We start from the raw sequence: 23,438 nt of genomic DNA, 5'->3' as shown, positions 1-23,438 counted from the left end.
TCCTGTTCAGTTACACGTAAAACGGGACTTTTCGACCGCCACCGATGTCAGCCCAACCGGTCGGCTCACCAAGCAACGCAGCGCGGCCTCCGTACGCAGTGGTGGGGATGTCCGTACCGGTCGATTGGGGCGGGTCTTCACCAAGCAGAGATTGGAGGACAACCCTTGCGCCTTGCTCGTCTATCGTGAGCAGATTGCCGGTGGCGACAAGTGAACGGATCGCCACGCCGTCGGCCGTCAGCATGACGCCACCATTCGGATCAATCCGCAGTTGCAGCGGAGCCGCGACTGAGCCATCGCCGGCGAACGCTGAACCCGCATTGATGGGGATCAGTTCGCTGAGGTCTACAGTGAAAGTTTCTCCACCTTCAACGCGCAGCGTCATCGTGTGCGTCACAGGATCGTAGTCAACCAGCTCAAGAAACCTGTCCATCGGGATACTACCGATAGCCTGATTGATCCGGTCGTCCACTTCCCCGCACGTGGGAATCGCATTGCCCGGCAGATGTCGCGACCCATCGCAGCGCTGGAACACGCTCGCGATTTTGTCGGGCGATACCTCGATGTCCTTGATCGCTTCCTGAATGCAGCACGCGAGAGCCGCGCAAAGCGCGCTCGCGAGAATCTGCTGCGCCTGCTCGTTGTTGGCGATCGCGGACGCGACCCGCAAGACGTCGATCCGCGGGTTCGGATAGTTCCCGGTCAGGTCCCCACCCGCCTCGCCCGATGGCGAAACTGATTCGGGGATCATCTCGCCCAGCAGTTGCGTGAGTAGAACCTTGGCAATCGGGTCGCTCATGATCCTGCCGATGGCGGCCAAAGCGTTCAGTCTGGGGTTCGGATAGTCTCCTTCGAGGTCTCCACCGGCCGGCCCGCTCGGCGGTAGCGTGGCCGGGCTCTCTCCGCAGCAGCGAGTCATGTTCATTGCTCCAAGTAAAAATTCGTGGGTCATCGAGGCCGCGAAATAGCTCACGTATGCGCCACCGAGTGCCCCTTCAAGGATGAAGCGATATCGACCGGGAATCGCGATCGCAATCTGGTTGCACTTCCGGGTCATAACGACCTGGCGGCCGCTCATCATGTACGGGGTGAAGTACTTCCCCTCGCCCGGTCCATCGACAAGCTCAATACGCACGCTTTCGCCGAGGCCGAGCGCATGCGCGCGAACGATGACCGGCTCATCGTCCACCTGAATAGTTGCCGAGACCGGATCGAGCGAATCCGGCCCGAACAGTACTGTCGCGCTCAAAAACGCCGTGCGGCGCGTACGGGTCGAACCTCCAGAGTTGAGCGCCATCGCTTACCCCTTGCTGCACTGCATGTAGGCAGACAGCCATTCATGCGACATTGCAACCGGATGCGCGCGTACGACGACCAGGCCGAGCGCCGGCGGATCGCCGTCCGTGCGCTGCAGCACAAACCGGTAGCGGCCGGGAATGCCGATCGGCAACACGTTGCGCCGCGCGGTCAGCGCGGATTGACCATCGAACGGACAGAACGGCGCGAACATGCGGCCGGCCCCGTCGCCGTCGACCATCTCGACCAGCACTACATCGCCGTCGGTGAGGTTGTACGCTCGCACCACAATCGGATCGTTCTCGACCTGCACGACATGCGACAGGTTGCTCGAGCTCTCGGCGCCAAAGATCAGGCCCGCACGGTCGGCGTCGCCGCCGGCTCGCACCTGACGGCGTCCTACGTTCGTATGGAGTGCCATGTCAGATCACCTGTCCCGGTCGCAGCTCGCCAGCGATCGCCGTATTCAGGCGCCGCTGCATCGACCACGAAGCCTCGCTTTTCATCGGCACGAGCAAAATCGGGTTGTGCCAGTAGAGCGAACGGCGGCCATGCTGACCGACGCCGCGCTCGTCGTAGGTAAAGACACGCGGCCCGAACGCCACGACGGCGCGACCGTCGGCCGTGATACTCGTCACGCGGCCGTCACCGAAAAAGAGGTCATAGACCGGATCGCCCGGGTCTACGTCGTATCCGTCGAGTTTCATGAAGCCCTCATAGCAAAAGAGCCCTGTCACGGGCTCGGGATTTGACCACCTTGCATTGCCTGCGCGGCGGCGGCCTGCCGGCCATCGAGTGCCGGCGGTGGCGTGCCGGGTTGCATCGACGGCTGGGATGCACCGGGTGCACCGCCGCCGCCGAATGCACTCGCAATTTCCTGATCGACCTGGTTGTCAGGGAACCACGGCGTCACGTCGTAACCCTGCTCGCTGAGCCATTGCTTGAGCATGTCCTGCGCGGCCTGCTTCGGCACCAGTCCCCCTTCGACATACGGCGTGACCGCCTGGAGGGTTTCGATGCTGCGGGCCTGCGATTGCTCTCGCTGCAGGATGCCTTCGGCGCCCTTCGCGACGACCTTGGAATCGGCCTTGATCGTCGGGTCCGGATCGAACAGCATGTTGAACGTCCAGTACTGGCTGATGATCGGCTCGATGCCGTCACGGTCCATGTTCATGATGACGTTCTTGATACCCTTCAGCGCACCGCCATACAGGAGCGACAGACCGCCCATCGTCTGCCCGGCGCCGCCGACCTGGCTATTGCCATACGTGTACGCGGGAATGCCGCTAAAGTCGTCGGCCAGTTTCGAGAACCGATCGAAAATATTCATCAGCTCCGCGGCGATCGAGGGTGCTATGACGTAGCGCACCGCCGGCCCGCTCCCTGCATTGCCGGGCTTCGTGTAGTAGACCTTCCACGGCCCGATCTCTTCCGGCTTGTCCTCCGACTCGTCGAGGCGATCAATGTCGATCTCGACCATCGGCCCAGCAGCGTGGCCCATATTCTTTAGCAATGCGCGCACCGCGGAGTTCGCCGAACGCTGGATATCACGGATGAACTGCGGCACTCCTTCGCCCCAGAATTGCCCAGGGAGCTTGTTGAAACTCGTCACGTGATACGGTCGACGTCCGAGCGGATCGGGGTTCAGCAGCGCGCGGATGGCGTAGTCGCCCACCAGCCATACGTTGCACTCGTATTGCGCTTCCGGGTCGTCGACTTTGATGCCCCATTCCTGCAACAAGCTGCCTTGCACGCGTCCCCAGAAGTCCAGCACGTCGATGGTTTCGCTCGTGTGCCAGAGCGTGCCCTGCTTCTTCTCGTCGTGCGCTCGGGCGCCGTCACTCGACAGCCAGTCCCGAAAGCCGCTTTCATACTCCGCGATCACCATACGGATCGCGTCCTCGTTGAAATTGGGCAGGCCAATGCACTCGAACAGCTTGGCCTTGGTCATCCGCATGCGCTCGATCAGATTGTTCGCGTCCTGCGGGTTGGTCGCTTCGGGCGACGGATACAGGTCGATCGGCGACACGCGTTCTGGCACCTGCATCAGCTCATTGTTCGTCACCAGCGCGTTGCCGTTCCATTGCAATGTGCGGCGATACCGAACCACTGGCCCCTTCAGGACGCCGCCCGGATACGTCACGATGTCCGACTGCCACTGCTCGAATACGGCACGCCAGCCAGCCTCGGTCATCTGGTCGTTGATCTTGTCCGTCATGCGCGAACACGCTTCCGCGGCGAGGCGCTGCATCTCGCGTAGCGCGGTGGCTTTCAGCTCCTTTGCCCGCGTTTCGTCGAGCACGGGGTTCGGATAGCCACGCGCAATGACCTCGCGAATCACGAGGTCCGAAACCTGATTGAGCATGTAGTCGGGCAGATCCGGGATCGGCGTCGGCTCGATCGTCCACGGCATATCTGCCGCGTTGACCAGCACGTCCTTGATCCATGACTCGGCCGCGCGACACTTCAGTCCGGTGATATTGATGAAGATGTCGATGCCGCCCAGCTTCTGCAGATCCTCGGCGTCATATTCGCCGTTGCGCTGCCGGGTGCATCGCAGCATCGTTCTCTCGATGCCGCTGCTCTCGCGGTGCGCGTGGTTCGTTCGCCAGCACTCACGGACATGCGCCGCGAGTTCGCTGATTGGCCGTTCAGCCTGCTGCTCCTTCGCCTTCTGAAAGCGCGCGCCCGGCGGCGGCTGCTCGATGGGCGACGCCTTCATCCCGATAAGCGATTCGCTCATACGATCATCACCTGTTGTTTCGTCCGTGTGCGGTTCGGCCCCACGCTAGGCCACTTGGTCGGCATATCCTTGATACCGGACAGACCGTCAAAAAAATCGTCATGCCGCCCCGCGGGGAACGGCAGATATTCGTCGTTCACGAATTGCGCGATCAGATCGCGCGGCTGGCCGTCATAGCCCGTCTTCCACATAGTTTCCGGAAACCACCAGCGCTCGGCTTCGAAGTCCGGCGCGAGGCGCTCGATGCGGGGGTTCTTTTCGCCGACTTCCGACAGCGCGATTACCTTGAACCGGTAGTTCTCGCGGCCCTGCGCCTCGAGCAGATATTCGATGTCCTGCTCGTGACCGGTCTTTTTGTAACCAGTCTCGGCGGGTTTCCATTTGCGATGGAGTCCGATCACGCCCTCGGCGCGCTGCTTCAGCGTCAGCTTGTCGTATATGGTGTCGAGCAGGTAATAGTTCGAATCCATATGCAGGCCGATGATGTGCATCGCCGTGTAGTCGCTGTTCTTCTTCTGCGTGCGGGCTGGATCGATCAGCAGATAGCGATTCATCATCCACGCCGCCTGCATCACGTCCTTGGCGTTGTAGTAGCGCAGCCAGTCCTTCAGGAACGTGCCGCCGCCCTTCTTCGGCGGCTTCCCTTGAAAAAGCGCCAACCACTCACGCGAACCGACTGCGAGCCGCTTCTTGTCGAGCGCACCGGCAGAGAACCGCTCGGGTACCAACGCCTCGCCCGGTTTTCGGCCTAGCTCATCGTCCTCTTCGGCGATCGCCGGCAGACTGATGACGTGCCAGCCCTCGTGCTGGTGCTCACGCAGCAGCCAGCCAGCCAGATCGTCGTCGTGCCAGCGCGTGTGCATCACGATCAGGATCGAGTCCTCGGCGAGCCGCGTGTACACAACCGACCGATACCAGTTCTTTACGTGCTCGCGGAACGTATCCGAGTCGGCCTCGGCGCGCGACTTGAACGGGTCGTCGATGATGAACACCTTCGCCGGGAAACCGGTACCGCCGCCGCGGATCGTCACGCCGAGATACTTGCCGCCCTCGGTCGTGCTGAAATTTGCCTTCGCCGTCGTGCTCGGGTCCAACACGCACGACGGGAAAATCGCGCGGTGCATCGGCGACGATACCGCGCCACGTACCGAGCCGCCGTTCAGCTCGACCAGATCGTCGCCGTAGCTCGCCGCGATGACCGGCCAGTCCGGATGCTTCCCCATGATCCACGCGGGCAGCTTGCGTGACACGATTTCGCTCTTGCCGTGCTGCGGCGGCGCAAAGACCATGATGCGGCCACGGCCGGCCGCAACGGCTTTCTCCAGCTCGCGGGCCAGATAGCGATGAAAACGATTCGCGCGGTACCGCGGATCGACCAGCAGCGAGTAGACGACCAGACTATCGCGGCCGCTCGCGACCATCGCAGCCGTCTGGTCGACCGGCTGCTCAATCGTCGATGACATACCCTGCGGCGCGCAGCATCTCCTTCGCGACGCGCTCCTTCTGATCGGGTGCGATCGAATCCCCGATCTCGGCGAGGCCGACCGCGCCGCTGTGCTTGTGGTCGTGCACCTGTCGGAACATGCCCAGATGCTCGCCGAACTTCACGAGCGCCGCGTCGCGCGCGTGCATCTTCACTTCGATGCAGTCCTTCGTCACCTTCACGCCCGCGTACAGCGTGCGGGCGGCGTCCGACAGGTGGCGCGTGTCCGGTACGTACACGTCTGGCACGCCCTCGCCGAAGCATTCAGGGCACGCCGGGTTCGGTGCTTTGAGCTTGTGATACCCGACGCCGCCCATCTCGTCGAACGCGGTCGCCGGCGCATCGTCGTCAGCCTCTCGCTGCTCGGCGAGGTACAGTGCGTAATCGCGTTCGCGCTCGCCGGCCGTGCGCTGATAGCGAAAGCCCTTGCCGTAGCAGTACCGGCAGCACAGCCGGCGGTGCTGGATCAGTTCGTTCGCATCTGCCGTCGCGATCGTCCAGAGCATGTTGGCGACGTCGTCCTGCTCTCTCTCGACGCGCTCGCGCAGCTTCGCCTCACCGTCTTCGATCAGCTTCTGGATCTCTGGCTCGCGCAGCAGGCGGCACGCCGCTGATTCCGCCGCGTTGCCAGTCGCCTTGAATCCGGCCCGCTGATACGCGGCACCGCCATTGCGGTCGATCAGGTACTCGGCGACGAACCGCAATTGCTTCGCTGTTGCCATGTCGTTACAGCACGCGCGCGAGCACTGCGCCGGCGCCGAGCCCGACCAGCAGCGCGAGGAGGATCCGTGCGCCGATACAGCACCGGCAGTCAGTGCCTTCGGTGAGCAGCGCGAGCGCGCGCCCGACGCGGCTATCGTCGCGGTCGCAGGGGTTAATTTTCATCGTGCTCTCCGTGGTGGCCGCGGCGGCGGCGGCGGCGGAGGCAGCTTTTTTTTGCACGGGCAACCCATACAGACTCCTATAGGCATTTGGCCAGCGGATTCCGCACTGGCGATTGCGCTAGAAAAGATTCGATGGTCGAGCGGCGGCAGAGATCGTGAATACGCGTTTGACCCGCAGTCATGGACTGGCGAAACATCTCTGCGTGATAGGATCTCAATTCCCCAAAAAAACCAAAAGAAGACCAATGACAACTCCCAAAAAGCCAAATCTTGGCAATTTAGCCCTCGAACACATGTTGCGAGCACCGATGCCTCAACCGCGCCAGCAAAGCACGCCGTTACCAGGCCACGTCCATGTCCCCAGGCAACCGACGCCAGCCCCAAAAACCAATCCCAATCCCAATCCCCAGAAATAAGACTTAGGGTTATGCGATACGGATTAACAATCCTGTCAACGGGAAAACCTATGGCAACTTCGAAAAAACCAGCCGGTACGCCGACGTTCGATCATTCATTGCGGGCGCCTATTCCAAAGCCTCGCGGAACGGTCGTGCCTGGACATGTGTCGCGCCAGCCGGTGCCCCCGGCAAAGCCGACGCCGAGTCCAAATCCCAAATCGAAGGGGTAGCAAGTGGAACGCGACGAGTTGCTATTTCAACTCGGCTATTCCGCTCGGCTTGAGCGTATGACGTCGACTCTGCTAGGCCGTATCGATCGCGGGACATCGTTCGCCCAGCTTTTTCTCGGTGCGTCGATCTTCGCGAACGGTCCGAATTGGCTGCAGTACGTGATCGCAACGTTGCTTTGCGCTATCACGGTTTTCGTCATCGTCTATCAGCCGGCAGTCAAACAGATGCTGGCTGCAGCGCAACGTGACGCGTATGACTGCCTTCTGGTAAAGGCGAGGGATCTTCCGGACGCAGAGATATCTGAGCAGCTAGTAGCGATTCAGAAGCAGGACTCAGCAGTTTTGGGCGCGCTTTGCAATCCGGCCCATCTGGGAGAGTGCATCAGGCTGGATCGTGAGCCCAATGTCACGCTGGATCGACACGAGCGTCTTGTTGCATGGCTTGCGGGCGACCTACCGCGATTACCGAACGCCTAAACAGGCTCCTCAAACGCCAAAGCCCGCTCAGTGGCGGGCTTTGGACGCAGCTCTGGCGCTGCAATAGTGCCTATTTTCGTTGCCAAAATACGAAAGGTCAAGCAGCTTGCGTTTCGCCAACAATCCCCACCTCCCGCAAGAGCCCATCGGCGCGCACTAGCGCCTTGTCGAGTTCGCCAGGCTGCTGCCGTGATCCGACGAGCGCCGTTTCGATCTGGACCGCGTGCTTGGCAACGGTCTGCGCGTGGACGCCGTATTGACTGCCCAGCGTCCGGTATTCGGACTTCTGGCGCGTCAGCGCGTTGCGCACCAGTTCGCGATGCAACCGGACGTTGCGAACGCATCCTGGCAGCAGCACCGCGACGTGATGCTGCACCAGCCACTCGATTACCGAATTCCATGCCTTGTTCGGCCGGTGGCCGGAACAGCAATCGGCGCCGCACGAACACGGGAAATCCGGCGGCGAGTACCTGACGAATAGCACGGCCTGCTGCACGAGCGGCAGCTTCTCGACCTCGGCAAGCACGAAGCCCGCCTGCCCGGCGCCGTCGATTCCACTGAGCCCGCGCCCCGATCCCGGCGGCCCATACATGCGCGCCATCAAACTCTTGCCGTACTGCTGCGAGCTGAACGAATACGCGTAGCGCAGCGCATGCGCCGCATCATTAAAGACCGCTTCCATGTTGCTCACTCCCGTAAATCCTCACCTTTGCCGCGTCAGCAGCTTGCGCGCCGCGGCGATCGCCGACCCGTCGCGGACCATCTTTCCCGTCACGCGCACGACGCACCAGCCGGCGAGCGTCGCGGCCAGATACTTCCGCGCGTCCTGCTCGAACCCGGTGCCGCGTGTGTGCCGGCCGCCGGAATGAATCCCGCCCTCCACTTCGATCGCGACGCGGCGCTCAGGCCAGCAGAAATCGAAACGCCACTTACGCTGCGGGTCGAACTGATACTCACGCGCCGGCGCCGGGAGCTTGTCGGCGCGCACGTGCAGCGCGAACAGTTCTTCGATCGAGCTGGGTGGCGCTGGCGCCTTGTGCGTTGTAGCGTTGGTTTCAATCATCCTCTGTGCTGACGCGCTCACCGGCCGCTCCTAAAGTTTTTCGGCGCCATGTCGATAGGTTTGGCATGGCGAAATTTCAGAGAGGGCTGCATGATCAAGTGGGTGTCGTTTATTGTGGCGAGCGGTGTGCTCGGTTTTACTGCCGGCGGATTCGCTTCGCATTTCCCTGGAAGCAGCAATGATTGGGCTTCCTGGGTGCAGGCAGTCGGATCGATCGGCGCAATCGTCGGGGCATTTCTCTTTGGCGATCGCGACGCAAGGCGGCGTAGAGCAGAAGGTGCAGCAGCAAGGCAGAATCTCGTGGACTTCGCCGTTTTGCAAGTCGAGCAAGTCAGCCAATGCGCCAATACGATGTCGTATCGAACCTTTATTCAAGCGTGGGAGGAAACACTTAGACCTAGCATTCTGCAGGCCCGTCGCGCCATCGCCGTGATCAGATTGGATGAGCTCGGCTCGCCGGAGGCGGTATTTGAATTTGCTGCAATCCAATTGAGTTTGGACCAGTATGACGAGCTCATTTCCGACGAGATCCGAAAGGGAACCGATGGGAGCGAAACGCGTCGCACCCTGATCTCCATTGCGGACCTGTGGGCGCATACGGTCGGAGAAAAGGCCGATACACTCGCCCGAATCGTCGGACGTCGCCGCTGGTCGGTTCAGTGGGACGGCCGTCAGGAAAGCTCGCAAAATCAGTTTGCGGAAGAGCATGTTTGACTTCTCCAGTTGAGTCCGAAGGCAATTCAACACCAGCGAATCTGATCGCGACGCACCGCCGTTCAGCCTGATCGCCAGCACTTGACTTCCCGTCCTAAACGTCAAGATTAGTTAGCAATTGCAATCCGCCACAGGCGGCTCGCTGTCCCACCACGCGCCCTCGACCGGCGCACGCTTCGGCACTGGCACAGGACGCGCCCTTACCGGCCGCGCCTCAAGCGTCACCGATTGCGACCCACCTGAACATTTCTGAACATTCGCCGCATGTGTCGGGTGTGCACCCTCGGGAAACGTCAGTCCCAATGCGGCGTACGCGACGCGATAGACGTTCGTCGGCTTCGGCGGCCGCCCTGCCTCGTATTCGTCGACGAGCTTGCGCGCCCATGCTTTCGGATCGGCCGTCATGGTCAGAACGACATCCGGCCGAAGTACTCGACGCGCTGCATCGCGATCGCGCTGTACGACATCTCGGCGCCGAGCACAAAAAACTCGCGCCCCGGATTCGCCTGCGCGAGCCGCTCGGCTTCCGCGGCGGCGCTGCCGAAGCTCGGATGCCGATCGCCCATCGGCGTCGCGCAAGTCGGCGACCATACGAGCCAGAATTTGTCTTCCTGGGTTTTCATGCCGCATGCCCTCCCCGTTGCTGTGTACGTACCTGCTCGAGCTTCGCGATGCTCGCCGCGCGGTCCAGTCCGTGAATGCTGATCGTCAGCCGCTTCGCCTCGTCGCAGAGTTGCGCATCGGTCATGGTCCGCAGCGGTACAGGCTTCGGAGGCGCAAGCGCCTTCGCGACGAACGCATCGAGGAAACCAGCGTTCACCGCTGTCATGTCGCGGTCGTGGTCGCGGCCATGCAATCGTTCGACATGGAGGATGGTGAAGTTGTGTGTGCAGCGTTCCTCGAAAGTGGTTCCGCGCTGCGCTCGCTGATCGCCGGTCGCTTCTTCGAACTGCTGGCGCGCGAGTGTTTCGAGGAGGCCGAAAAGGTCGTCCAGAGAATCGAGCGTGACGACGTGCACGAGGATGTGAAGCCGTCGCATCGCACCTTCGTTATCGCGGGGGCGCAGTAATGTCGGCACTCGCAAAGGACTTGCTCGCGCTCCGCGCGCTGCCGGCGCCGAACGGCGCGCAACACGGCGCGCTGACCGAGCACCTGATGCGCGCGATCGCTTGCGATCTCATTGCGCGAGGTGCCGCGTGAACGCCCGCTTCATACTCGGCCGCGCGGCCGGCGATAACGCCTTGCTTGGCGCCTGCCCGCGCGCGCGCCGTCGCCTTCGAGCCGTCGCGACCATGCTCGCCTTTGGCGTCGCGGCCGGTGCTTTCCTCTGGCTCGTCGTCGCGCTGCGCGCTGGTGGTGCCGCATGAGCTCGACCTTCACCTTTCTTGGCGTGTGGACGTTGATCGCCCTCGCCTGCAGCGGCTTGTGGGCCTTCGTCCGCAGCGATCGCGCCGTGCGCAGACTCGATGCGTTCGAGCGCTGTCACCCTGGGTGGACATGGTTCGCAATGGTCCTGCTACTCGTCTCAGCCGCTCTCGCTTTGGTCTACCTCAACACCGATGCGGTCCCCATTCTTTCGCAAGGAACCAACAGATGAACGCAAGAGAACAATGGCTCGCCGATCGTCAAGCGGGTATTGGTGGATCGGACGCGGCCGCCGCGCTCGGTCTGAGCCGCTACAAGACCGCCTATCAATTGTGGGCGGAAAAGACCGGCCGGCTCGAACCGGAAAACCTCGATGACGTCGAGCGCATCCGGTTCGGAAACCTGATGGAAGAAATCATTGCGCGGGAATACGCCCGTCGCAACGACGTGAAAGTCCAGCGTCGCAATTCCATCATCACCCACCCAAAATACCCATTCATGCGCGCGAACGTCGACCGTGTAATCGTCGGCGTGCGCCGCGGGCTCGAATGCAAGAACGTCGACGGCATGGCGTTCCGCTTTGGCGAGTGGGGCGAGCCAGGCACTGACCAGGTGCCGGACGAATATCTGCTGCAGTGCCATCACTACATGACCGTGCTCGACTATCCCGAGTGGCACCTTGCCGCTTGCGTCGGCGGCAACAGCCTGCGCACGTACGTCATCGAGCGCGACGCCGAAACCGAGGAAATGCTGATCGAGCAGGAGCACGCGTTCTGGCAGTTCGTGGAGCGCGACGAGGCGCCGTCGCTCGACTACGACCACGCCACGACCGAGGCCGTGCTGAAACGCATGCATGCGGGTACCGACGGCGACGAGATCGCTCTGCCGCCCACAATCGCCGATTGGCACGCGGTAAAGCTGGACGCCGACGAGCACATCAAACGATACGAGGCCGTCAGCGACGCCGCGAAGAATCACATCCTCGAAGCTCTCGGCAACGCCGCCGCCGGCCTGCTGCCAGACGGCGGCACGTACACCCGCAAGCTCATCAAGAAAAAGGAATTCACCGTCGAAGCCAGTTCGTACATCAGGCTCGGATACACGAAGCCCAAGGGCGCGAAGGATATCGACGAAACCAAGGAAGCAGCATGAACACTACTCCGCAGATCGAGCGCACCTCAACCTTCTCCAGCGCGCCCACATTGCAGCCCCTCTCGACCGCCGACATGGTGCTCGACGTCGCGACGATCGAATCCGTCAGCCGGGTTGCCGAGATCATGTCGCAGGGGCGCGCCACCATCCCGAAGCACCTGCAGGGCAACAAGGGCGACTGCTTTGCGATCGCGATGCAGTCCATGCAATGGGGTATGAACCCCTTCGCCGTCGCGCAAAAGACCCACCTCGTAAGCGGCACCCTCGGCTATGAGGCGCAACTCGTGAATGCCGTAATCACGGCACGCGCGCCTGTCACTGGCCGTATCAACTACGAATGGTTCGGCGAGTGGGACAGGATCGCCGGGCGCTTCAAGGAAGTACCAGCGAGGAACAACCCCGACGAGAAGCGCATTGTGCGTGACTGGACAATCGAGGACGAGCAAGGACTCGGCGTGCGCGTATGGGCGACGTTCAGAGGCGAAGCCGAGCCGCGTGAACTGCGCTTGCTCCTCTCGCAGGCCGGCGTACGCAACTCTCCGCTGTGGGGACAAGACCCTAAGCAGCAGCTCGCGTATCTGGCCGTCAAGCGCTGGTCCCGTCTGTACTGTCCGGACGTCATCCTCGGCGTGTACACCCCCGACGAAATCGACGAAGGCGAGCACCGCCAGCCTATCGACATGGGCCGCGCCGACGAAGTGCGCGCCGCAGCCGATATCCAGGGCGGCAGCAAAACAGACTCATTGCGCTCCCGCATGTCCAGCAAGCGCACGGGCGCCACTGCGGCCGACGTACCGAACGCCGACGCCATGATCCGCGCGATCGAGAACGCGACCACGGCTCACGAGCTCAAAGTCGCAATTTCCCGCATCGACGAAATTACGAGCGACGTCGACCGCGAGCGTGTGCGGACCGCGTATCAGGAAAAGATCCGTATCGAAAAAGAACGGACGCAGCAGCCGGCAACCGCGCAGACGGAGCAGCCGCAGCAGACAGACAGCGGCGCGCCGCAGCTTGCACCGTACGAAACCATGCTGTCTCGCATTCAGCAGTGCAACGACGTCGAAGTGCTGGACGTCCTGGCCGATGAAGCGCGCGCCTATCGGGAAACTGAGCGCATCAAGCTCGACCAGGCATATCAGGACCGCCGCGAGATCCTGCTCGGAGCCTGACATGCGCCACGTCTCTACAACCGAAATGATTCAGCGACTGTCCGGCCTGCTCGACACGAATGACCTGTCCGAATGGGAACAGGGATTCGTGCGCCAGCTAGACGCGATCCGAAGCGCTGGCCACGTCACAAGCCTGACCGACAAACAGTTCGACCGGCTCGACGAGTTGCACGCGAAGCACTTCGCCTAACCCCCGCGGCTCGCCGGTAGCCGCTGAGACATTCCAACGCCTCGAAGCCGGCAGCTATCCCTCGGAATTTGCGGGCGGCCCGCACGGCGCCCGGCTTTTTTTCAACAGTGAACCGAATGCATCCCTACAAAAAATCGCGCATACCGCGCGACCGGCTCGAGCGTCGCGCCGCAGATCGCGCACACAAAAAGGCGCTGGCACGCACCGGTAAGAGCCAGGCACAGGCAGCAGCCGACGTATCGCGGCTTCATGCCGACGGCTTTGCCCTTATGTGGTACGCGTGTGCTTGCGGCCACCGCGAGCGCATCTGGAACAGCCGCGACAGCGTTACACCGTACGTGGTGCCCTGCCCTTCGTGCGGTAGCTCGTCGCTTACGCATGTGGACTGGCACGATGACCAGATCCGCTCTACCTACGCGCCGCACGACGGGCAACGCGTGTTCGTGGACATGGCACGCGACCAGGCGGAACGGATCGTCGAGCGCGCGTTTGTTCGGCTCGGTTTGACGCGGGACCATGCGAAATTTGCGTCGTCCGTCGACGAGTTGCTGGGGCACACGACGGGGGAGTCGCCGCTCGTCGCGATCGCAGGCGACGTCGCCTACTACGCGCCGCGACAGGAGCCTGAGAAGCAATGCAACAGCACAAGGAATGATTGAGACCACAGGCAAATAGTGGGGTGTAAATTGAGCGACTATCTATCAGCGCACGAGCTGGCGGACCTCATCGACTGCAAGCCCAACCAGCGCATCGCGATGCAACGCTGGTTGAAGGACAACCACTGGAAGTTTGTGGTCGATAGAAACGGCCTCCCGAAAGTCTCGCGCGCGTACCGCGACATGAAGCTCGGCGTCACGCCGACGGATCACACCAACTCGAAATTCGATGCCGCGCCAAACCTCCAAGCCTTCGCCTGAAAAGCGGGCCGCAGTCAACGAACCGACCGGCATAGACCGGCTGTACAAGCGCACCGGTGTCCGCAAGGTCTCGTTCTGGTACAAGTTTCCGGACGGTCGCAGCGAGACGTTCGCGACTGCACCGCGTGGAGATCGCGTTGCGCTCGCTACCGCCGAGCGCAACGCGATGCGTAAAGCGCTCGACATGCAGGCTGGTCAGATCGTCGCCGGCTCCGTTGCCGCCATGGTCGAGCGCTTTCGCGACGAGGTCGCGCCGACGCACTTTCGCGATCAGTCAAAAGATGGTCTCGCCGTCCGACGCGGCGCATACGAGCGCCTCATCAAGTTCTTCGGCCGGATGGCGCCGATGGCTCTCGAAACGTTCCACGGCTATCAGTTTCTCGACGCGCGAGCGAACGCGGGCGCGCCGATCGGCGCAAACAAGGACATGGCCCTCATGCAAACCATCTGCAACTACGCGGTGCGCTGGGGTGTGATCAAGCAAAACCCGTTCATCGGGATGATGCTGAACACCAACGACCCGGACGTGCGCACGATCGAGCGACATCAAGTGCTCGCGTTCTACGTATGGGCACTGCGCCAGAAGCAGTCGTATCGCACCATGGGACTAGCCGCGATGTTCTGCTACCTCACCGGCTTTCGTGCGGCGGAGATCCGTCCGTTCCACCTGTCCGGCCTGACCGATGCCGGCGTGCGCGTCGTCGGCGCGAAGCGGAAAAAAGGCGAGGCCGAAGTGCACAAGCTGCGGCAGTGGTCGTGGCGGCTGCGAGCCGTCACGGAGCGCGCGAAGCGCGACCGAGCAGTCGCCAGTCTGTTCCTCTTTCCGACGAGGACCGGCCAGCCGTATTCGAAAAGCGGCTGGAATGCCGTCTGGCAGGACGCCATGTATGCCTATATCGGCTCGTTCGACAAGAAGATCGCGCTCGAGGCCGATGCAAAGCGCATGCATGAGGCTGCGCAGCGCATCGCAAATCGGATCAACGCGCCAATCCGCGGCGGCATCATGGAGTTGCAGATCACCAAGCATCCGGAGTACTTCGCACTCTCGGATGTTCGGCCGACGGCGATTAGCGCAAAGCTCGAGCAGCACGACGCGGACGCCTACGACTTCGCCGCTCACGCAAGTCCTAGCACGACACACCGCCACTACGATCGGCGTCGGGTCAAGGTGGCAAAGGCCACAGAGTAAGTACATCGCGAGGAGCTGGCTGCCTACTTTTTCCCCGTCTCGATCAACCGGCTGCATCGATCCGTGTCCGCGACCTACACGATCTTCGCCAGCGGCGATCAAACGGTCGGCCGCGGCAGGTCACGAAAATCTGACGCATCCGAGCAAGCGCGCGTGGACTGGCCGGGTTTGCGTCGCGAATTCCTCGCGACTTCCGGCATGGGAAACGGCTCAGTTCGGCCATGAAGCGTCATTCGCCTGCACCGGCGCTCGGACATTGGGACGTCGGCTACACCCGGGAAGCGGCCGTCGGCCACCGGCCCAGTGCCTAACAACGCGATCAACACGCTAGACGGCGGCGCCGGTTATCACAACGTTAAATGACTGCTCTGGCCGACAGGCGGAAGGAATCGCGGCGTGAACGTATGGCGTTTCTAAACGATTACCGCGTAGCGGTTTTGTTCAATCCTCCCAAAACGGAATTCGTCACTACGGCCTAGCCCACACGCTATTCCCCGGGCGCAGTTTGCCCCGCCTTGCGCTCGACCAGGATGGGGGACAGCAGCTGCTGGGGCCAGTGCGCCTGTTCGCCGGGCAGCCCGTAATGCGCAGGCCGGCCCGCGGGAATGAGCAAAGTGCCGAAAATCAAGTCGTAGAACGAGATCATCACCGCGAAATTGCGGTAATTGGCGCCATCCTTGCCGAAACCATGATGGGTGTGATGGATGCCGGGCGACACGACCACATGTTCCAGCGCCCAGAACACCCGGCCCAGAACCGGCATGCGGCGAACCTTATCGTCCCAGCGGAAGTTGCTGTGGGTAAAAACGTTCCAGGTGCCCAGGATCAGCGACGCCACGGCAACCTCCTTCTCCAGCCCCAGATAAACGGCAAAGCCGTACACCCAGCTCGTCGGCAGCAGGAACCACCAGAACGGATGGATGCGAAAAATAACCCCCACATTCAAATATTTGCCGGAATGATGCGTGCGGTGGATCTGCCATAGCCAAGGGTGCCGCCAACGCCGTGCTGCATGCGCCCAGCGATGCACCCAGTAGAAGCAGAAATCCGCCACCAAGATCACCCCCGCGAGACCCAGCCCGAAACTGACATGGCCCAGCGCGCCCTTTTCAGCCGGCAATGCGAAGGTCGCCACCGAGCCGATAAGAATCGCCACCAGCGGGCGCAGCATGAAGCCGGCGCCGAATGTAATGACATTGATCAGCCAATCCTCGCGCGAATAGATCTTCTTATGCCGGCCGCAGATGATCTCGATGCCAAGCAGCAGCGCAAAGGCAGGCAGCAAATACCGTCCGTAATCCATGATTCGTTCCTCCTGTGCCGAAACTATGGATACAATGGCACCATAAGTAAAATTCATTCCACGTATATTTAGGATAACTCCGACTCATGGATGTCGAGTTGCGCCAGTTGCGCCATCTCGTCGCGGTGGCTGAAGCCAAAAATCTTTCGCGCGCAGCGGAGGCGCTGGGGCTGACCCAGCCGGCGCTGAGCCGCTCCATCGCCGGGCTGGAAGCGGCCTATGGGCTGAAAATTTTCGACCGTACCCGGGTTGGCATGTCGATCACCATTCTGGGAGAGGCAGTGTTGGAGGAGGCCCGGCGCCTGCTGCTGGCGGCGGGCGGATTTGACCATAACCTGCGCCAGCTGGGCACGGCTGAGACCGGCCAGCTTTGCTTTGGCATGGGGCCGCTGCCGGCGGCGATCCTGCTTCCCGACCTGCTACCTGCTTTGGCGCGCGCCAAGCCCCGGCTGCATGTGCAAAGCGTGGTGCGCCCCGCGCCGGACCTGGTGGCGGCGCTGCTGGCGGGCCAGCTGGAATTCTGCCTGTTCGCGGAAGGGCAGGTGCCGTTGCCGGACATGCTTAGCGTACGCAGCATCGGGACGATTACCGTGGGGGCCTATATCAGAGCGGGGCATCCTTTGGCCGGACGGAGCGAGCTGACCTCCGAAGATTTTCTGCCATTTCCCGTTGGCTCCGTGGGATTCCGGCGAGGCGGCAAGGCGGAGCAGGATTTTCCCTTAAGTCCAACCGTGCAATGTGAGAATTACTATATTTTGAAGCAGATGATGCTGGAGACCGACATGATCTGGCTGGCTTCACCCGAGCTGCTGCGGATAGAAATGGCGGCGGGGTTGGCGGTCCGGCTTGCTTTGCCGGAAATTCTGCGGGTGCCGCCGAGTGCGGTCCTGCAGATCGTCAGGCTGGCGAACCGCACCGCCTCGCCAGCCGCGCGGCTGGCGCTGGAGCTGCTGGACCGGCAATTCGCCGCCATGCGCCGCGGATCGGAAACATACGCAGATTCAGGCACGTAACGTAATTGAGGCGTTTCTAGGCCGTAGTGACGAATTATTCGAGCAGAATTGCGATTGAGGCGAGGATGACGAAGCCTCTGTAATTGGCGAGGAGCTTTTCATATCTTGTTGCGACCCGGCGGAGCTGTTTTGTTTTGTGCAGAACCTATCGACAAGGTTGCGCTCCTTGTAGAGCGCCTTCGCGTAGTCGATTTGGGATTTGCGGTTTGATTTTGGCGGCAGCGCGGATTCTGAGTCGGGGCTTCGTTGTCACACAAGACGAGAAGTCGGACCCGTTCGGCATCCTTCAAACCGTTGGTTATTACAGGTTCAGCGCTTTTGCCTGCCTTTCCAGCACAAGAACGCCCCCATCAAAGGGAAGTTCGTCGCCAACACAAAGCTTCGCGCCATCATGGCGCTGTACTACTTCGACACCGACCTGCGGGCACTCTGCGGCCAAGCGCTAGAAAAGATCGAGATCTACATCAGAAATATTATCTGCGACCACGAGCCGGAGTTACGGCCCGCACTGGTACATCGACAGCGCTAGCTTTCGACAGAACTTCAACGACCTATTAGGCGTTGGGAACCGACGTTGCTAGCGCGGTGACCGCAATGACGGAAATGGGTCGCCTGCTGCCTGTCGGCCTCAGGCACATGTCGGCCAATAGCAGCCGACGGCGTAAAGACAATCATTCCGTAAGCGGCCATTCAGCCGGCAATGTGCTGCAGCATGCCCTTGACCAAGGCATCGAAGGCAACCCGGGCAGCGTGGGCTATTGCGCTGATCGGTGCATCATAATCCAGGTGTCGAGTTGGAGCGAAAAGCTGGAGGCGCGTATGGCAGGCGATGATCGCAGCGAGGAAGCGGAGACAGGCATGGTGCCGCAAGTCGCAAACCGCGGGATCATGCGGCCGCCTTTTGTCTACCTGGGAGCGATCGCCCTTGGCCTGTTGCTGCATTTCGCCTGGCCAGTGCGGCTTGTGTCTCGTACAGTGAGTGGGCCGCTCGGGAGCACTGCAGTGTTGGTCGCTGTCGTGCTGTTTCTCTGGGCTGTGCGCACGTTTCGGACCGCTGGCACGCCCGTCCCGGGGAATCGTCCCACCACCACGATCGTGCGCACAGGTCCCTATCGATACAGCCGCAATCCCATCTATCTGTCTTTCTCGCTGCTCCACCTCGGCGTCGCATTCGGGGTCAACAGTATTTGGCTACTTGTCACCCTCATGCCAGCGGTGGCGCTGATGTCGTTCGTGGTCATCCCGCGAGAGGAGCACTACCTGAAAAGCCGCTTCCCGTCGGAATACCTGGCCTACAAGGCTTCTGTGCGTCGCTGGCTGTAGGCAGCCGCCGAGCAAGGGCATGAGCCGACGCGCAGGAGCGCGCGGCTCATGCCTGGCGTTAGATGACCGCTTCAGGAAAAGGCAACTTCCGCTTGGGGTCGATCTGAGCCTGTGCTCGTCGTTGCAATTCACAACGAGCGGGCGACCACCAACACCGCTGCATGCACATACAGTCCCAGAAGCACAATGCACGGTCCGAATTTTCGGAACGACTCACCGCGAACCCGCATGCCACCGTGCGTGAAAGGGCGCGTCTGTTCCGAATTTAGTTTGTGGGATCCTTGTCTGACGCGGCTGCGAGGCATTTTGACGGCTGGATTGCGATTCCTGTCGTCGTGGGTTCGAGTCCCATCAGCCACCCCAAAGAATTCAAGCAAACGGCGTTGTGAGCAATCACAACGCCGTTTTTGTTTTGCTGACGGCCTTCTGCATTTTCCACGATGTCTGTGCGGTTTTCCGCCCCGCAATCACCCCTTCCCGCCTTCTCCCGCCTCTCAAAAACTGCTTGGCCAACAGGGCCAGTTCACCGGTCCGCCTTGCGGCGCGTACGTCTGAACGATTGTTTCTTCGTCGGAAATAGTAAATTCAGATTATCGGCACAAATTTTCAATAGTAGGGGTATACACTGGCTTCCATCGACGTTGCAGACACCTGGTTCACTGGCTCCTGCAACATCTTCCTGAAATGCAGTCGAAACGTTATCGGAGTCCTACCATGAAGACCAAGTTTATCGCCGCCCTGCTGGTTGCCGCTTCCGCCTCGATCGCCGCTCCCGCTTTCGCCAGCGGCTATGGTCCGGCACCGTACTACCGTCCGTCGGTTGGCGCGCCGGCTTCGCAACAAGGCCAGAACGCGCAGACCGTCGCTGCTGAACGCGCCAACGCGCAATCGAATGCATACGGTGGCGTGAATAGCGTGTCGACGCAATCGGGCACGCGCAGCGAACCCACGTCGGGTCCGCAATCGGTGTTCTTCGGCCACTAAGCCGCCAGCAGTACCGTCAGATCCGCTGCCTCTGAAGGCAGCGATCAAACTGGGCGCCGCGCATGCAGTATCGATGCCGGCGCCCAGTTGCATGTACGGCAGCCGTGGTACCCGGTACGTTGCCCGGGTAGCGTTCGGTTTGCAACCGTTGTCTCGTGCGCCTGCCGCTTCCTTGCCTCATCCGAACACGGCGTCCCCTTCCGTCGCGATGCGGCTATCCGCGTCTAACTCGCCAGCCCCGCATCGATCAACTCGCGCGCCGCGCGAAAAGCCGCCTCGGCGGCCGCATGCTCGGTGGACCACAAGCTATCGATATGCACGAGCTGCCAGTCGACCACCGTCGAATCGTTGCGCAGCACCCGGAAATGCGCCTTGACGCCAGTCAGCACCTGTTCGACCGCCACCTCGATGTCGTAGTCGCCATAGCGCGCCTGATAGTCGCCCATGTCGACGCCCTTCGGCTCCATGCTCGTCTCCGTGGTTTCGCTAATCGCGGGTAGGCGGACGCGCGCGTCCGCTGGCGTCGCGCTGGCCAATCACCTGCTCGCGACTCCCCGCGACGCGCCGCCTCGCTCTACACACCGGCCGTGCGGCCGGCCGCCGATCAGCGGATCAGTTGCAATCGCCGGAAAGATACTGCCGGCCGTTGCAGTTGATTTCGACCCCACCGCTGCCCGCTTCGGCAACCAGGTCGCATGCCAGCAACTCCGCCGCAACGGACTGCGCGACTTCGGGCGCCGTCTGTCCGACGCCGACGTCGTTCAGACGCCGCAACGCTTCGACCGCTTCAGGACTCAAGGACTTCGACATGGCCGTCTCCGTCGGAATGCTCAATTCATCGTAGCAAGTTTCATCGGCGGATGCAGGTGTGCGCGGCTGACGAGCCCGCTCCCCGGAGCGTCGAGTCTGGCAATTGGCGTCTGAAACCGGCGTGACCGTTAGGAGCACGCCTCAACGCGCCAGCAGCGGCCCCGGAACGCGGCCTGCTACTAGCTAATCGTGCACACAGCCGCGTGTCTGCAGACGGCGCGCGACATCGAAGGAGAACGACATGAAGCGAGGCAATTGGGCCACGTTGACGGCCACCGCCGCCGCGCTGGCGGCGCTCTTCGCGAGCGGCGCGAGCGCCGTCGCGCAGACGGCGCCCAGCGCGCCGCCGGACAGCCATGCGCCGATGGCCAAACCGCCCGAGGCGGCATCGGGCGCCGGCGGTTCGAGCAACCCGGACAACATGCCGATCAAGCGGCCGGCGAAGCCGACCAACGACCACATGTCGCACGAGCCGCCCGCAAGCGGCGCAAACGCGAAATAGCCGCTGCGCACGCCGCTCGCATTGGCGGAGCGTCATCAAAGCCGCGCGATCGACACCTCGGTCGACTTCACGAGCGCGACCACCTCCGAGCCGACTTTCAGTTCGAGTTCGTCGACCGAGCGCGTCGTGATCACCGACGTGACAATGCCGAACGGCGTCTCTACGTCGACCTCGGAAACCACCGAGCCGCGGATGATTTCCTTGACCTTGCCTTTGAACTGATTGCGCACGTTGATGGCGGAAATGCTCATTTCAGATAACTCCACAGAAGCAGTTGATAACGGATCGGATCGATTTGCCAGGAAAACTCAGACGGCCCAGCGCACTTCGGTCGGCCGCGTGAGACGACCGGGTTCGGGCAAGCCATACGGGTCGTAGGGCTGATACGCGCGATGCGCCAGCGTGTCGTCGTTCGGCGCGTTTTTCAGCACGCGTTGCAGCACGTGGTCTTCGAGTGCGGCGAAGCCCGCCGACGCCCGCGCGCGCGGACGTGCGAGCGCGACCGGCTGATCGAGCGCGATGCGGCCTTCCTCGATCAGCAGAATCCGGTCGCCGAGCGCGACGGCTTCGTGCACGTCGTGCGTGACGAGCAGCGCGGTGAAGCGATGCTCGCGCCACAGCCTTTCGATCAGCGTGTGCATTTCGATGCGCGTCAACGCATCGAGCGCGCCGAGCGGCTCGTCGAGCAGCAGCAATTGCGGACGATGCACGAGCGCCCGCGCGAGCGCGACGCGCTGCCGCTGACCGCCCGATAGTTGCGCGGGCCAGTCGTTCGCGCGTTCGAGCAGGCCGACTTCGGCGAGCACCGCGCGCGCATCGTCGCGCGCGCCGCGGCCGAGGCCGAGCATCACGTTTTGCAGCACGCTTTTCCACGGCAGCAGACGCGCATCCTGAAACATGATGCGGGTGTCGAGCGGACCGCCGTTCCCGGCGCGCTTTTCGAGCACACCCGAGCTGGCTTCCTCGAGACCCGCGACGAGCCGCAGCAAGGTCGACTTGCCGCAACCGCTGCGGCCGACGATCGCGACGAAGCTGCCCCGCTCGATCGACAGATCGAAGCCCGACAGCACCTCGCGCTCGCCATAGCGCTTGCCCACGCCGCGCAATTGCACCGCGTAGTCGCTCGCGGGGCGCGCGTCGCTGCGGGCCAGCGCGGGAGCGGGTTGCAAGCCGGCTTGCGAGCCGTGATGAGTCCCGGCCGCCCCGTCCCGCTCAACCTCCGCAGCCTCGTTCGCGTCGTGATCCGCGAGCCGCGGCTGCGCGAGTTCGGTCTCGAGATCGCTGCCCGCGATGCCGCCGAACGTCGTCGATAGCGTCGTTGCGCTCATGCTTTTGCTCCTCGCTGATAGGCCGGATGCCAACGCAGCGACACGCGCTCGAGGCTCTTCGCGAGCATGTCCGCGAGTTTGCCGAGCGCGGCGTACAGCAAAATGCCGACCACCACCACATCGGTTTGCAGGAATTCGCGCGCGTTCATCGTCATGTAGCCGATGCCCGATTGCGCGGAAATGGTCTCGGCGACGATCAGCGTGACCCACATCAGACCGAACGCGAAACGCACGCCGACCAGAATCGACGGCAGCGCACCCGGCAGAATCACGTGGCGGTACAGCGCGAAACCTTTGACGCCATAGCTGCGCGCCATCTCGATCAGGTTCGCGTCGACCGAACGGATGCCGTGAAACGTGTTCACATAGACAGGGAAGAACACGCCGAGCGCGACGAGGAACACCTTCGCTTGTTCCTCGATGCCGAACCACAGGATCACGAGCGGAATCATCGCGAGCGCGGGAATGTTGCGGATCATCTGTACGGTCGAATCGAGCACGATTTCCGCGGGTTTGAAGAGACCCGTCGCCAGTCCGAGCACGAAACCGATGCCGCCGCCGATCGCGAAGCCCGACACCGCGCGCCAGGTGCTGACCTTCACGTCGGCCCACATTTCGCCGGACTGGATCAGCGACCATGCGGCCTTCACGACCGCGAGCGGCTCGGGCAGCACGCGCGTCGACAGCGCACCGCTGCGCGCGGCGATTTCCCACGCGAGCAGGATCGCGATCGGCGCGAGCCACGGCAGCAGGTGCGCGCCGAAACGGCGCAGCGCGGCAGCGCGCGTCGTGGACGCGGGCTGCGGGGTTGCCGCCTTTCCCGCGCTCAAAGTGGTATCACTCATGTTGGCTTTTCTCCTTGCCTGTCGATCGTCGTGCGCGTGTCGCGCAAGCCGCGCGAC

The 23,438-nt window shown here is 62.3% G+C and carries 33 protein-coding genes, 1 tRNA gene and 2 pseudogenes; 17 read left to right on the top strand and 19 right to left on the bottom strand.

Annotation, left to right across the window (positions count from 1 at the left end; translation table 11 throughout):
• Positions 1 to 10: 10 nt before the first annotated feature.
• Genes OKW41_RS29195 through OKW41_RS29165 form a run of 7 tightly spaced genes read right to left on the bottom strand, consistent with a single transcriptional unit; the run spans position 11 to position 6,407 of the window.
• Positions 11 to 1,297, bottom strand: a complete 1,287-nt coding sequence (locus OKW41_RS29195; RefSeq protein WP_429574778.1) for a hypothetical protein — start codon at positions 1,295 to 1,297, stop codon at positions 11 to 13.
• Between the two features lie 3 nt (positions 1,298 to 1,300).
• Entirely contained in the window at positions 1,301 to 1,717 is a 417-nt protein-coding gene (locus OKW41_RS29190) for a hypothetical protein (protein WP_429574777.1), read from the bottom strand.
• A gap of 1 nt (position 1,718) precedes the next feature.
• Positions 1,719 to 2,003: a hypothetical protein gene (locus tag OKW41_RS29185; RefSeq protein WP_429574776.1), complete on the bottom strand. Its 285-nt coding sequence runs from the start codon at positions 2,001 to 2,003 to the stop codon at positions 1,719 to 1,721.
• A 26-nt stretch (positions 2,004 to 2,029) separates the two neighbouring features.
• Positions 2,030 to 4,039: a portal protein gene (locus tag OKW41_RS29180; protein WP_429574775.1), complete on the bottom strand. Its 2,010-nt coding sequence runs from the start codon at positions 4,037 to 4,039 to the stop codon at positions 2,030 to 2,032.
• A complete protein-coding gene (gene terL / locus OKW41_RS29175; RefSeq protein ID WP_429574774.1) occupies positions 4,036 to 5,502 on the bottom strand; it encodes a phage terminase large subunit in 1,467 nt (488 codons plus the stop codon). Before terL ends, OKW41_RS29180 begins: the two co-directional genes overlap by 4 nt.
• A complete protein-coding gene (locus tag OKW41_RS29170) occupies positions 5,486 to 6,244 on the bottom strand; it encodes a terminase small subunit (RefSeq protein WP_429574773.1) in 759 nt (252 codons plus the stop codon). The genes terL and OKW41_RS29170 overlap by 17 nt, the downstream gene beginning before the upstream one ends.
• Positions 6,245 to 6,248: 4 nt before the next feature.
• A complete protein-coding gene (locus OKW41_RS29165; protein WP_429574772.1) occupies positions 6,249 to 6,407 on the bottom strand; it encodes a hypothetical protein in 159 nt (52 codons plus the stop codon).
• Between the two features lie 630 nt (positions 6,408 to 7,037).
• Between OKW41_RS29165 and OKW41_RS29160 the strand changes: the two genes are divergently transcribed.
• Positions 7,038 to 7,511 carry a hypothetical protein gene (locus OKW41_RS29160; RefSeq protein ID WP_429574771.1) on the top strand — a complete coding sequence of 158 codons (474 nt, stop codon included), beginning with the start codon at positions 7,038 to 7,040 and terminating at the stop codon, positions 7,509 to 7,511.
• Between the two features lie 97 nt (positions 7,512 to 7,608).
• Here the strand turns inward: OKW41_RS29160 and OKW41_RS29155 are convergent, their stop codons facing one another.
• Together OKW41_RS29155 and OKW41_RS29150 are read right to left on the bottom strand one after the other, a co-directional pair.
• Positions 7,609 to 8,193: a hypothetical protein gene (locus OKW41_RS29155; protein ID WP_429574770.1), complete on the bottom strand. Its 585-nt coding sequence runs from the start codon at positions 8,191 to 8,193 to the stop codon at positions 7,609 to 7,611.
• A gap of 21 nt (positions 8,194 to 8,214) precedes the next feature.
• Positions 8,215 to 8,595: a hypothetical protein gene (locus OKW41_RS29150; RefSeq protein WP_429574769.1), complete on the bottom strand. Its 381-nt coding sequence runs from the start codon at positions 8,593 to 8,595 to the stop codon at positions 8,215 to 8,217.
• 69 nt (positions 8,596 to 8,664) lie between these two features.
• Between OKW41_RS29150 and OKW41_RS29145 the strand changes: the two genes are divergently transcribed.
• A complete protein-coding gene (locus tag OKW41_RS29145; RefSeq protein ID WP_429574768.1) occupies positions 8,665 to 9,288 on the top strand; it encodes a hypothetical protein in 624 nt (207 codons plus the stop codon).
• Between the two features lie 111 nt (positions 9,289 to 9,399).
• Here OKW41_RS29145 and OKW41_RS29140 read toward each other — a convergent pair whose 3' ends face one another.
• From OKW41_RS29140 to OKW41_RS29130, 3 genes are read right to left on the bottom strand one after another with little or no spacing between them, the layout of a single operon-like run.
• Entirely contained in the window at positions 9,400 to 9,693 is a 294-nt protein-coding gene (locus tag OKW41_RS29140) for a hypothetical protein (RefSeq protein ID WP_429574767.1), read from the bottom strand.
• A gap of 2 nt (positions 9,694 to 9,695) precedes the next feature.
• The gene (locus OKW41_RS29135) at positions 9,696 to 9,911 is read right to left on the bottom strand and encodes a hypothetical protein (protein ID WP_429574766.1); all 216 of its coding nucleotides are present in this window, start codon (positions 9,909 to 9,911) and stop codon (positions 9,696 to 9,698) included.
• Positions 9,908 to 10,306, bottom strand: coding sequence for a hypothetical protein (locus tag OKW41_RS29130; RefSeq protein ID WP_429574765.1), 399 nt, complete (start codon positions 10,304 to 10,306; stop codon positions 9,908 to 9,910). Before OKW41_RS29130 ends, OKW41_RS29135 begins: the two co-directional genes overlap by 4 nt.
• Positions 10,307 to 10,356: 50 nt before the next feature.
• Between OKW41_RS29130 and OKW41_RS29125 the strand changes: the two genes are divergently transcribed.
• The 9 genes and pseudogenes from OKW41_RS29125 (at position 10,357) to OKW41_RS29085 (ending at position 15,273) form a co-directional block, all read left to right on the top strand.
• A complete protein-coding gene (locus OKW41_RS29125; protein ID WP_429574764.1) occupies positions 10,357 to 10,488 on the top strand; it encodes a hypothetical protein in 132 nt (43 codons plus the stop codon).
• Positions 10,485 to 10,655, top strand: coding sequence for a hypothetical protein (locus OKW41_RS29120; protein ID WP_429574763.1), 171 nt, complete (start codon positions 10,485 to 10,487; stop codon positions 10,653 to 10,655). The genes OKW41_RS29125 and OKW41_RS29120 overlap by 4 nt, the downstream gene beginning before the upstream one ends.
• On the top strand, positions 10,652 to 10,885 hold the full coding sequence (locus OKW41_RS29115; RefSeq protein ID WP_429574762.1) for a hypothetical protein: 234 nt from the start codon (positions 10,652 to 10,654) through the stop codon (positions 10,883 to 10,885). Before OKW41_RS29120 ends, OKW41_RS29115 begins: the two co-directional genes overlap by 4 nt.
• Positions 10,882 to 11,805, top strand: a complete 924-nt coding sequence (locus OKW41_RS29110) for a YqaJ viral recombinase family protein (RefSeq protein WP_429574761.1) — start codon at positions 10,882 to 10,884, stop codon at positions 11,803 to 11,805. Before OKW41_RS29115 ends, OKW41_RS29110 begins: the two co-directional genes overlap by 4 nt.
• A pseudogene (locus OKW41_RS29105) lies at positions 11,802 to 12,473 on the top strand (RecT family recombinase); the annotation flags it as partial. The gene OKW41_RS29110 and the pseudogene OKW41_RS29105, both read left to right, overlap by 4 nt.
• Positions 12,474 to 12,978: 505 nt before the next feature.
• Positions 12,979 to 13,167 carry a hypothetical protein gene (locus tag OKW41_RS29100; protein WP_429574760.1) on the top strand — a complete coding sequence of 63 codons (189 nt, stop codon included), beginning with the start codon at positions 12,979 to 12,981 and terminating at the stop codon, positions 13,165 to 13,167.
• Positions 13,168 to 13,235: 68 nt separating this feature from the next.
• Positions 13,236 to 13,826, top strand: coding sequence for a hypothetical protein (locus tag OKW41_RS29095; protein WP_429574759.1), 591 nt, complete (start codon positions 13,236 to 13,238; stop codon positions 13,824 to 13,826).
• A gap of 27 nt (positions 13,827 to 13,853) precedes the next feature.
• Complete coding sequence (locus tag OKW41_RS29090) at positions 13,854 to 14,084, top strand: DUF4224 domain-containing protein (protein ID WP_429574758.1); 231 nt, start codon at positions 13,854 to 13,856, stop codon at positions 14,082 to 14,084.
• Positions 14,053 to 15,273 (top strand): hypothetical protein, encoded by a 1,221-nt coding sequence (locus OKW41_RS29085; RefSeq protein ID WP_429574757.1) that lies wholly within the window; start codon positions 14,053 to 14,055, stop codon positions 15,271 to 15,273. Before OKW41_RS29090 ends, OKW41_RS29085 begins: the two co-directional genes overlap by 32 nt.
• Before the next feature lie 487 nt (positions 15,274 to 15,760).
• Here the strand turns inward: OKW41_RS29085 and OKW41_RS29080 are convergent, their stop codons facing one another.
• Positions 15,761 to 16,576, bottom strand: a complete 816-nt coding sequence (locus tag OKW41_RS29080; RefSeq protein WP_429452204.1) for a sterol desaturase family protein — start codon at positions 16,574 to 16,576, stop codon at positions 15,761 to 15,763.
• An 86-nt stretch (positions 16,577 to 16,662) separates the two neighbouring features.
• Between OKW41_RS29080 and OKW41_RS29075 the strand changes: the two genes are divergently transcribed.
• Positions 16,663 to 17,589: a LysR family transcriptional regulator gene (locus OKW41_RS29075; RefSeq protein WP_429574756.1), complete on the top strand. Its 927-nt coding sequence runs from the start codon at positions 16,663 to 16,665 to the stop codon at positions 17,587 to 17,589.
• 34 nt (positions 17,590 to 17,623) lie between these two features.
• On the opposite strand, the pseudogene OKW41_RS29070 reads toward OKW41_RS29075, so the two are convergent.
• Positions 17,624 to 17,823 (bottom strand): annotated as a pseudogene (locus OKW41_RS29070) (IS5/IS1182 family transposase); the annotation flags it as partial.
• Here OKW41_RS29070 and OKW41_RS29065 point away from each other — a divergent pair.
• The 4 genes from OKW41_RS29065 (at position 17,789) to OKW41_RS29050 (ending at position 19,896) form a co-directional block, all read left to right on the top strand.
• On the top strand, positions 17,789 to 18,118 hold the full coding sequence (locus OKW41_RS29065) for an Abi family protein (RefSeq protein WP_429452200.1): 330 nt from the start codon (positions 17,789 to 17,791) through the stop codon (positions 18,116 to 18,118). The pseudogene OKW41_RS29070 and the gene OKW41_RS29065 sit on opposite strands and share 35 nt — an antisense overlap.
• 65 nt (positions 18,119 to 18,183) lie before the next feature.
• A complete protein-coding gene (locus tag OKW41_RS29060; RefSeq protein ID WP_429574755.1) occupies positions 18,184 to 18,912 on the top strand; it encodes a methyltransferase family protein in 729 nt (242 codons plus the stop codon).
• Positions 18,913 to 19,202: 290 nt separating this feature from the next.
• Positions 19,203 to 19,275, top strand: a tRNA-Arg gene (locus OKW41_RS29055).
• A gap of 351 nt (positions 19,276 to 19,626) precedes the next feature.
• The gene (locus OKW41_RS29050) at positions 19,627 to 19,896 is read left to right on the top strand and encodes a hypothetical protein (protein WP_018418204.1); all 270 of its coding nucleotides are present in this window, start codon (positions 19,627 to 19,629) and stop codon (positions 19,894 to 19,896) included.
• Between the two features lie 224 nt (positions 19,897 to 20,120).
• On the opposite strand, the gene OKW41_RS29045 is transcribed toward OKW41_RS29050, so the two are convergent.
• The gene (locus OKW41_RS29045; protein WP_429574754.1) at positions 20,121 to 20,363 is read right to left on the bottom strand and encodes a DUF6566 family protein; all 243 of its coding nucleotides are present in this window, start codon (positions 20,361 to 20,363) and stop codon (positions 20,121 to 20,123) included.
• Positions 20,364 to 20,508: 145 nt separating this feature from the next.
• Positions 20,509 to 20,706 carry a hypothetical protein gene (locus OKW41_RS29040; protein ID WP_013089281.1) on the bottom strand — a complete coding sequence of 66 codons (198 nt, stop codon included), beginning with the start codon at positions 20,704 to 20,706 and terminating at the stop codon, positions 20,509 to 20,511.
• 241 nt (positions 20,707 to 20,947) lie between these two features.
• On the opposite strand from OKW41_RS29040, the gene OKW41_RS29035 reads away from it, so the two are divergent.
• Positions 20,948 to 21,208 (top strand): hypothetical protein, encoded by a 261-nt coding sequence (locus OKW41_RS29035; protein ID WP_429449515.1) that lies wholly within the window; start codon positions 20,948 to 20,950, stop codon positions 21,206 to 21,208.
• A gap of 35 nt (positions 21,209 to 21,243) precedes the next feature.
• Here OKW41_RS29035 and OKW41_RS29030 read toward each other — a convergent pair whose 3' ends face one another.
• The 3 genes from OKW41_RS29030 to ssuC are packed head-to-tail and all read right to left on the bottom strand — an operon-like array spanning position 21,244 to position 23,381.
• On the bottom strand, positions 21,244 to 21,459 hold the full coding sequence (locus tag OKW41_RS29030) for a TOBE domain-containing protein (protein ID WP_008922916.1): 216 nt from the start codon (positions 21,457 to 21,459) through the stop codon (positions 21,244 to 21,246).
• A 57-nt stretch (positions 21,460 to 21,516) separates the two neighbouring features.
• Positions 21,517 to 22,536: an ATP-binding cassette domain-containing protein gene (locus OKW41_RS29025; protein WP_429574753.1), complete on the bottom strand. Its 1,020-nt coding sequence runs from the start codon at positions 22,534 to 22,536 to the stop codon at positions 21,517 to 21,519.
• Complete coding sequence (gene ssuC, locus OKW41_RS29020; protein ID WP_429449511.1) at positions 22,533 to 23,381, bottom strand: aliphatic sulfonate ABC transporter permease SsuC; 849 nt, start codon at positions 23,379 to 23,381, stop codon at positions 22,533 to 22,535. The genes OKW41_RS29025 and ssuC overlap by 4 nt, the downstream gene beginning before the upstream one ends.
• Positions 23,382 to 23,438 lie beyond the last annotated feature (57 nt).

This window comes from Paraburkholderia sp. UCT70, from assembly GCF_050434085.1.
GTDB classification, from domain to species: domain Bacteria; phylum Pseudomonadota; class Gammaproteobacteria; order Burkholderiales; family Burkholderiaceae; genus Paraburkholderia; species Paraburkholderia tuberum.
The sequence above is the reverse complement of the archived record's forward strand: the minus strand, read 5'-3'. Positions and strand labels throughout refer to the sequence as shown.

Bases quoted from the DNA above. Each gene is read 5' to 3' on its own strand.
- ssuC (WP_429449511.1), bottom strand. From the start codon at position 23,381: ATGAGTGATACCACTTTGAGCGCGGGAAAGGCGGCAACCCCGCAGCCC.
- OKW41_RS29115 (WP_429574762.1), top strand. From the start codon at position 10,652: ATGAGCTCGACCTTCACCTTTCTTGGCGTGTGGACGTTGATCGCCCTC.
- OKW41_RS29170 (WP_429574773.1), bottom strand. From the start codon at position 6,244: ATGGCAACAGCGAAGCAATTGCGGTTCGTCGCCGAGTACCTGATCGAC.
- OKW41_RS29125 (WP_429574764.1), top strand. From the start codon at position 10,357: ATGTCGGCACTCGCAAAGGACTTGCTCGCGCTCCGCGCGCTGCCGGCG.
- OKW41_RS29040 (WP_013089281.1), bottom strand. From the start codon at position 20,706: ATGTCGAAGTCCTTGAGTCCTGAAGCGGTCGAAGCGTTGCGGCGTCTG.
- OKW41_RS29190 (WP_429574777.1), bottom strand. From the start codon at position 1,717: ATGGCACTCCATACGAACGTAGGACGCCGTCAGGTGCGAGCCGGCGGC.
- OKW41_RS29135 (WP_429574766.1), bottom strand. From the start codon at position 9,911: ATGAAAACCCAGGAAGACAAATTCTGGCTCGTATGGTCGCCGACTTGC.
- OKW41_RS29045 (WP_429574754.1), bottom strand. From the start codon at position 20,363: ATGGAGCCGAAGGGCGTCGACATGGGCGACTATCAGGCGCGCTATGGC.
- OKW41_RS29155 (WP_429574770.1), bottom strand. From the start codon at position 8,193: ATGGAAGCGGTCTTTAATGATGCGGCGCATGCGCTGCGCTACGCGTAT.
- OKW41_RS29180 (WP_429574775.1), bottom strand. From the start codon at position 4,039: ATGAGCGAATCGCTTATCGGGATGAAGGCGTCGCCCATCGAGCAGCCG.
- OKW41_RS29035 (WP_429449515.1), top strand. From the start codon at position 20,948: ATGAAGCGAGGCAATTGGGCCACGTTGACGGCCACCGCCGCCGCGCTG.
- OKW41_RS29110 (WP_429574761.1), top strand. From the start codon at position 10,882: ATGAACGCAAGAGAACAATGGCTCGCCGATCGTCAAGCGGGTATTGGT.
- OKW41_RS29075 (WP_429574756.1), top strand. From the start codon at position 16,663: ATGGATGTCGAGTTGCGCCAGTTGCGCCATCTCGTCGCGGTGGCTGAA.
- OKW41_RS29025 (WP_429574753.1), bottom strand. From the start codon at position 22,536: ATGAGCGCAACGACGCTATCGACGACGTTCGGCGGCATCGCGGGCAGC.
- OKW41_RS29030 (WP_008922916.1), bottom strand. From the start codon at position 21,459: ATGAGCATTTCCGCCATCAACGTGCGCAATCAGTTCAAAGGCAAGGTC.
- OKW41_RS29195 (WP_429574778.1), bottom strand. From the start codon at position 1,297: ATGGCGCTCAACTCTGGAGGTTCGACCCGTACGCGCCGCACGGCGTTT.
- OKW41_RS29165 (WP_429574772.1), bottom strand. From the start codon at position 6,407: ATGAAAATTAACCCCTGCGACCGCGACGATAGCCGCGTCGGGCGCGCG.
- OKW41_RS29050 (WP_018418204.1), top strand. From the start codon at position 19,627: ATGAAGACCAAGTTTATCGCCGCCCTGCTGGTTGCCGCTTCCGCCTCG.
- OKW41_RS29140 (WP_429574767.1), bottom strand. From the start codon at position 9,693: ATGACGGCCGATCCGAAAGCATGGGCGCGCAAGCTCGTCGACGAATAC.
- OKW41_RS29080 (WP_429452204.1), bottom strand. From the start codon at position 16,576: ATGGATTACGGACGGTATTTGCTGCCTGCCTTTGCGCTGCTGCTTGGC.
- OKW41_RS29145 (WP_429574768.1), top strand. From the start codon at position 8,665: ATGATCAAGTGGGTGTCGTTTATTGTGGCGAGCGGTGTGCTCGGTTTT.
- OKW41_RS29085 (WP_429574757.1), top strand. From the start codon at position 14,053: ATGCCGCGCCAAACCTCCAAGCCTTCGCCTGAAAAGCGGGCCGCAGTC.
- OKW41_RS29185 (WP_429574776.1), bottom strand. From the start codon at position 2,003: ATGAAACTCGACGGATACGACGTAGACCCGGGCGATCCGGTCTATGAC.
- OKW41_RS29060 (WP_429574755.1), top strand. From the start codon at position 18,184: ATGACGGAAATGGGTCGCCTGCTGCCTGTCGGCCTCAGGCACATGTCG.
- terL (WP_429574774.1), bottom strand. From the start codon at position 5,502: ATGTCATCGACGATTGAGCAGCCGGTCGACCAGACGGCTGCGATGGTC.
- OKW41_RS29100 (WP_429574760.1), top strand. From the start codon at position 12,979: ATGCGCCACGTCTCTACAACCGAAATGATTCAGCGACTGTCCGGCCTG.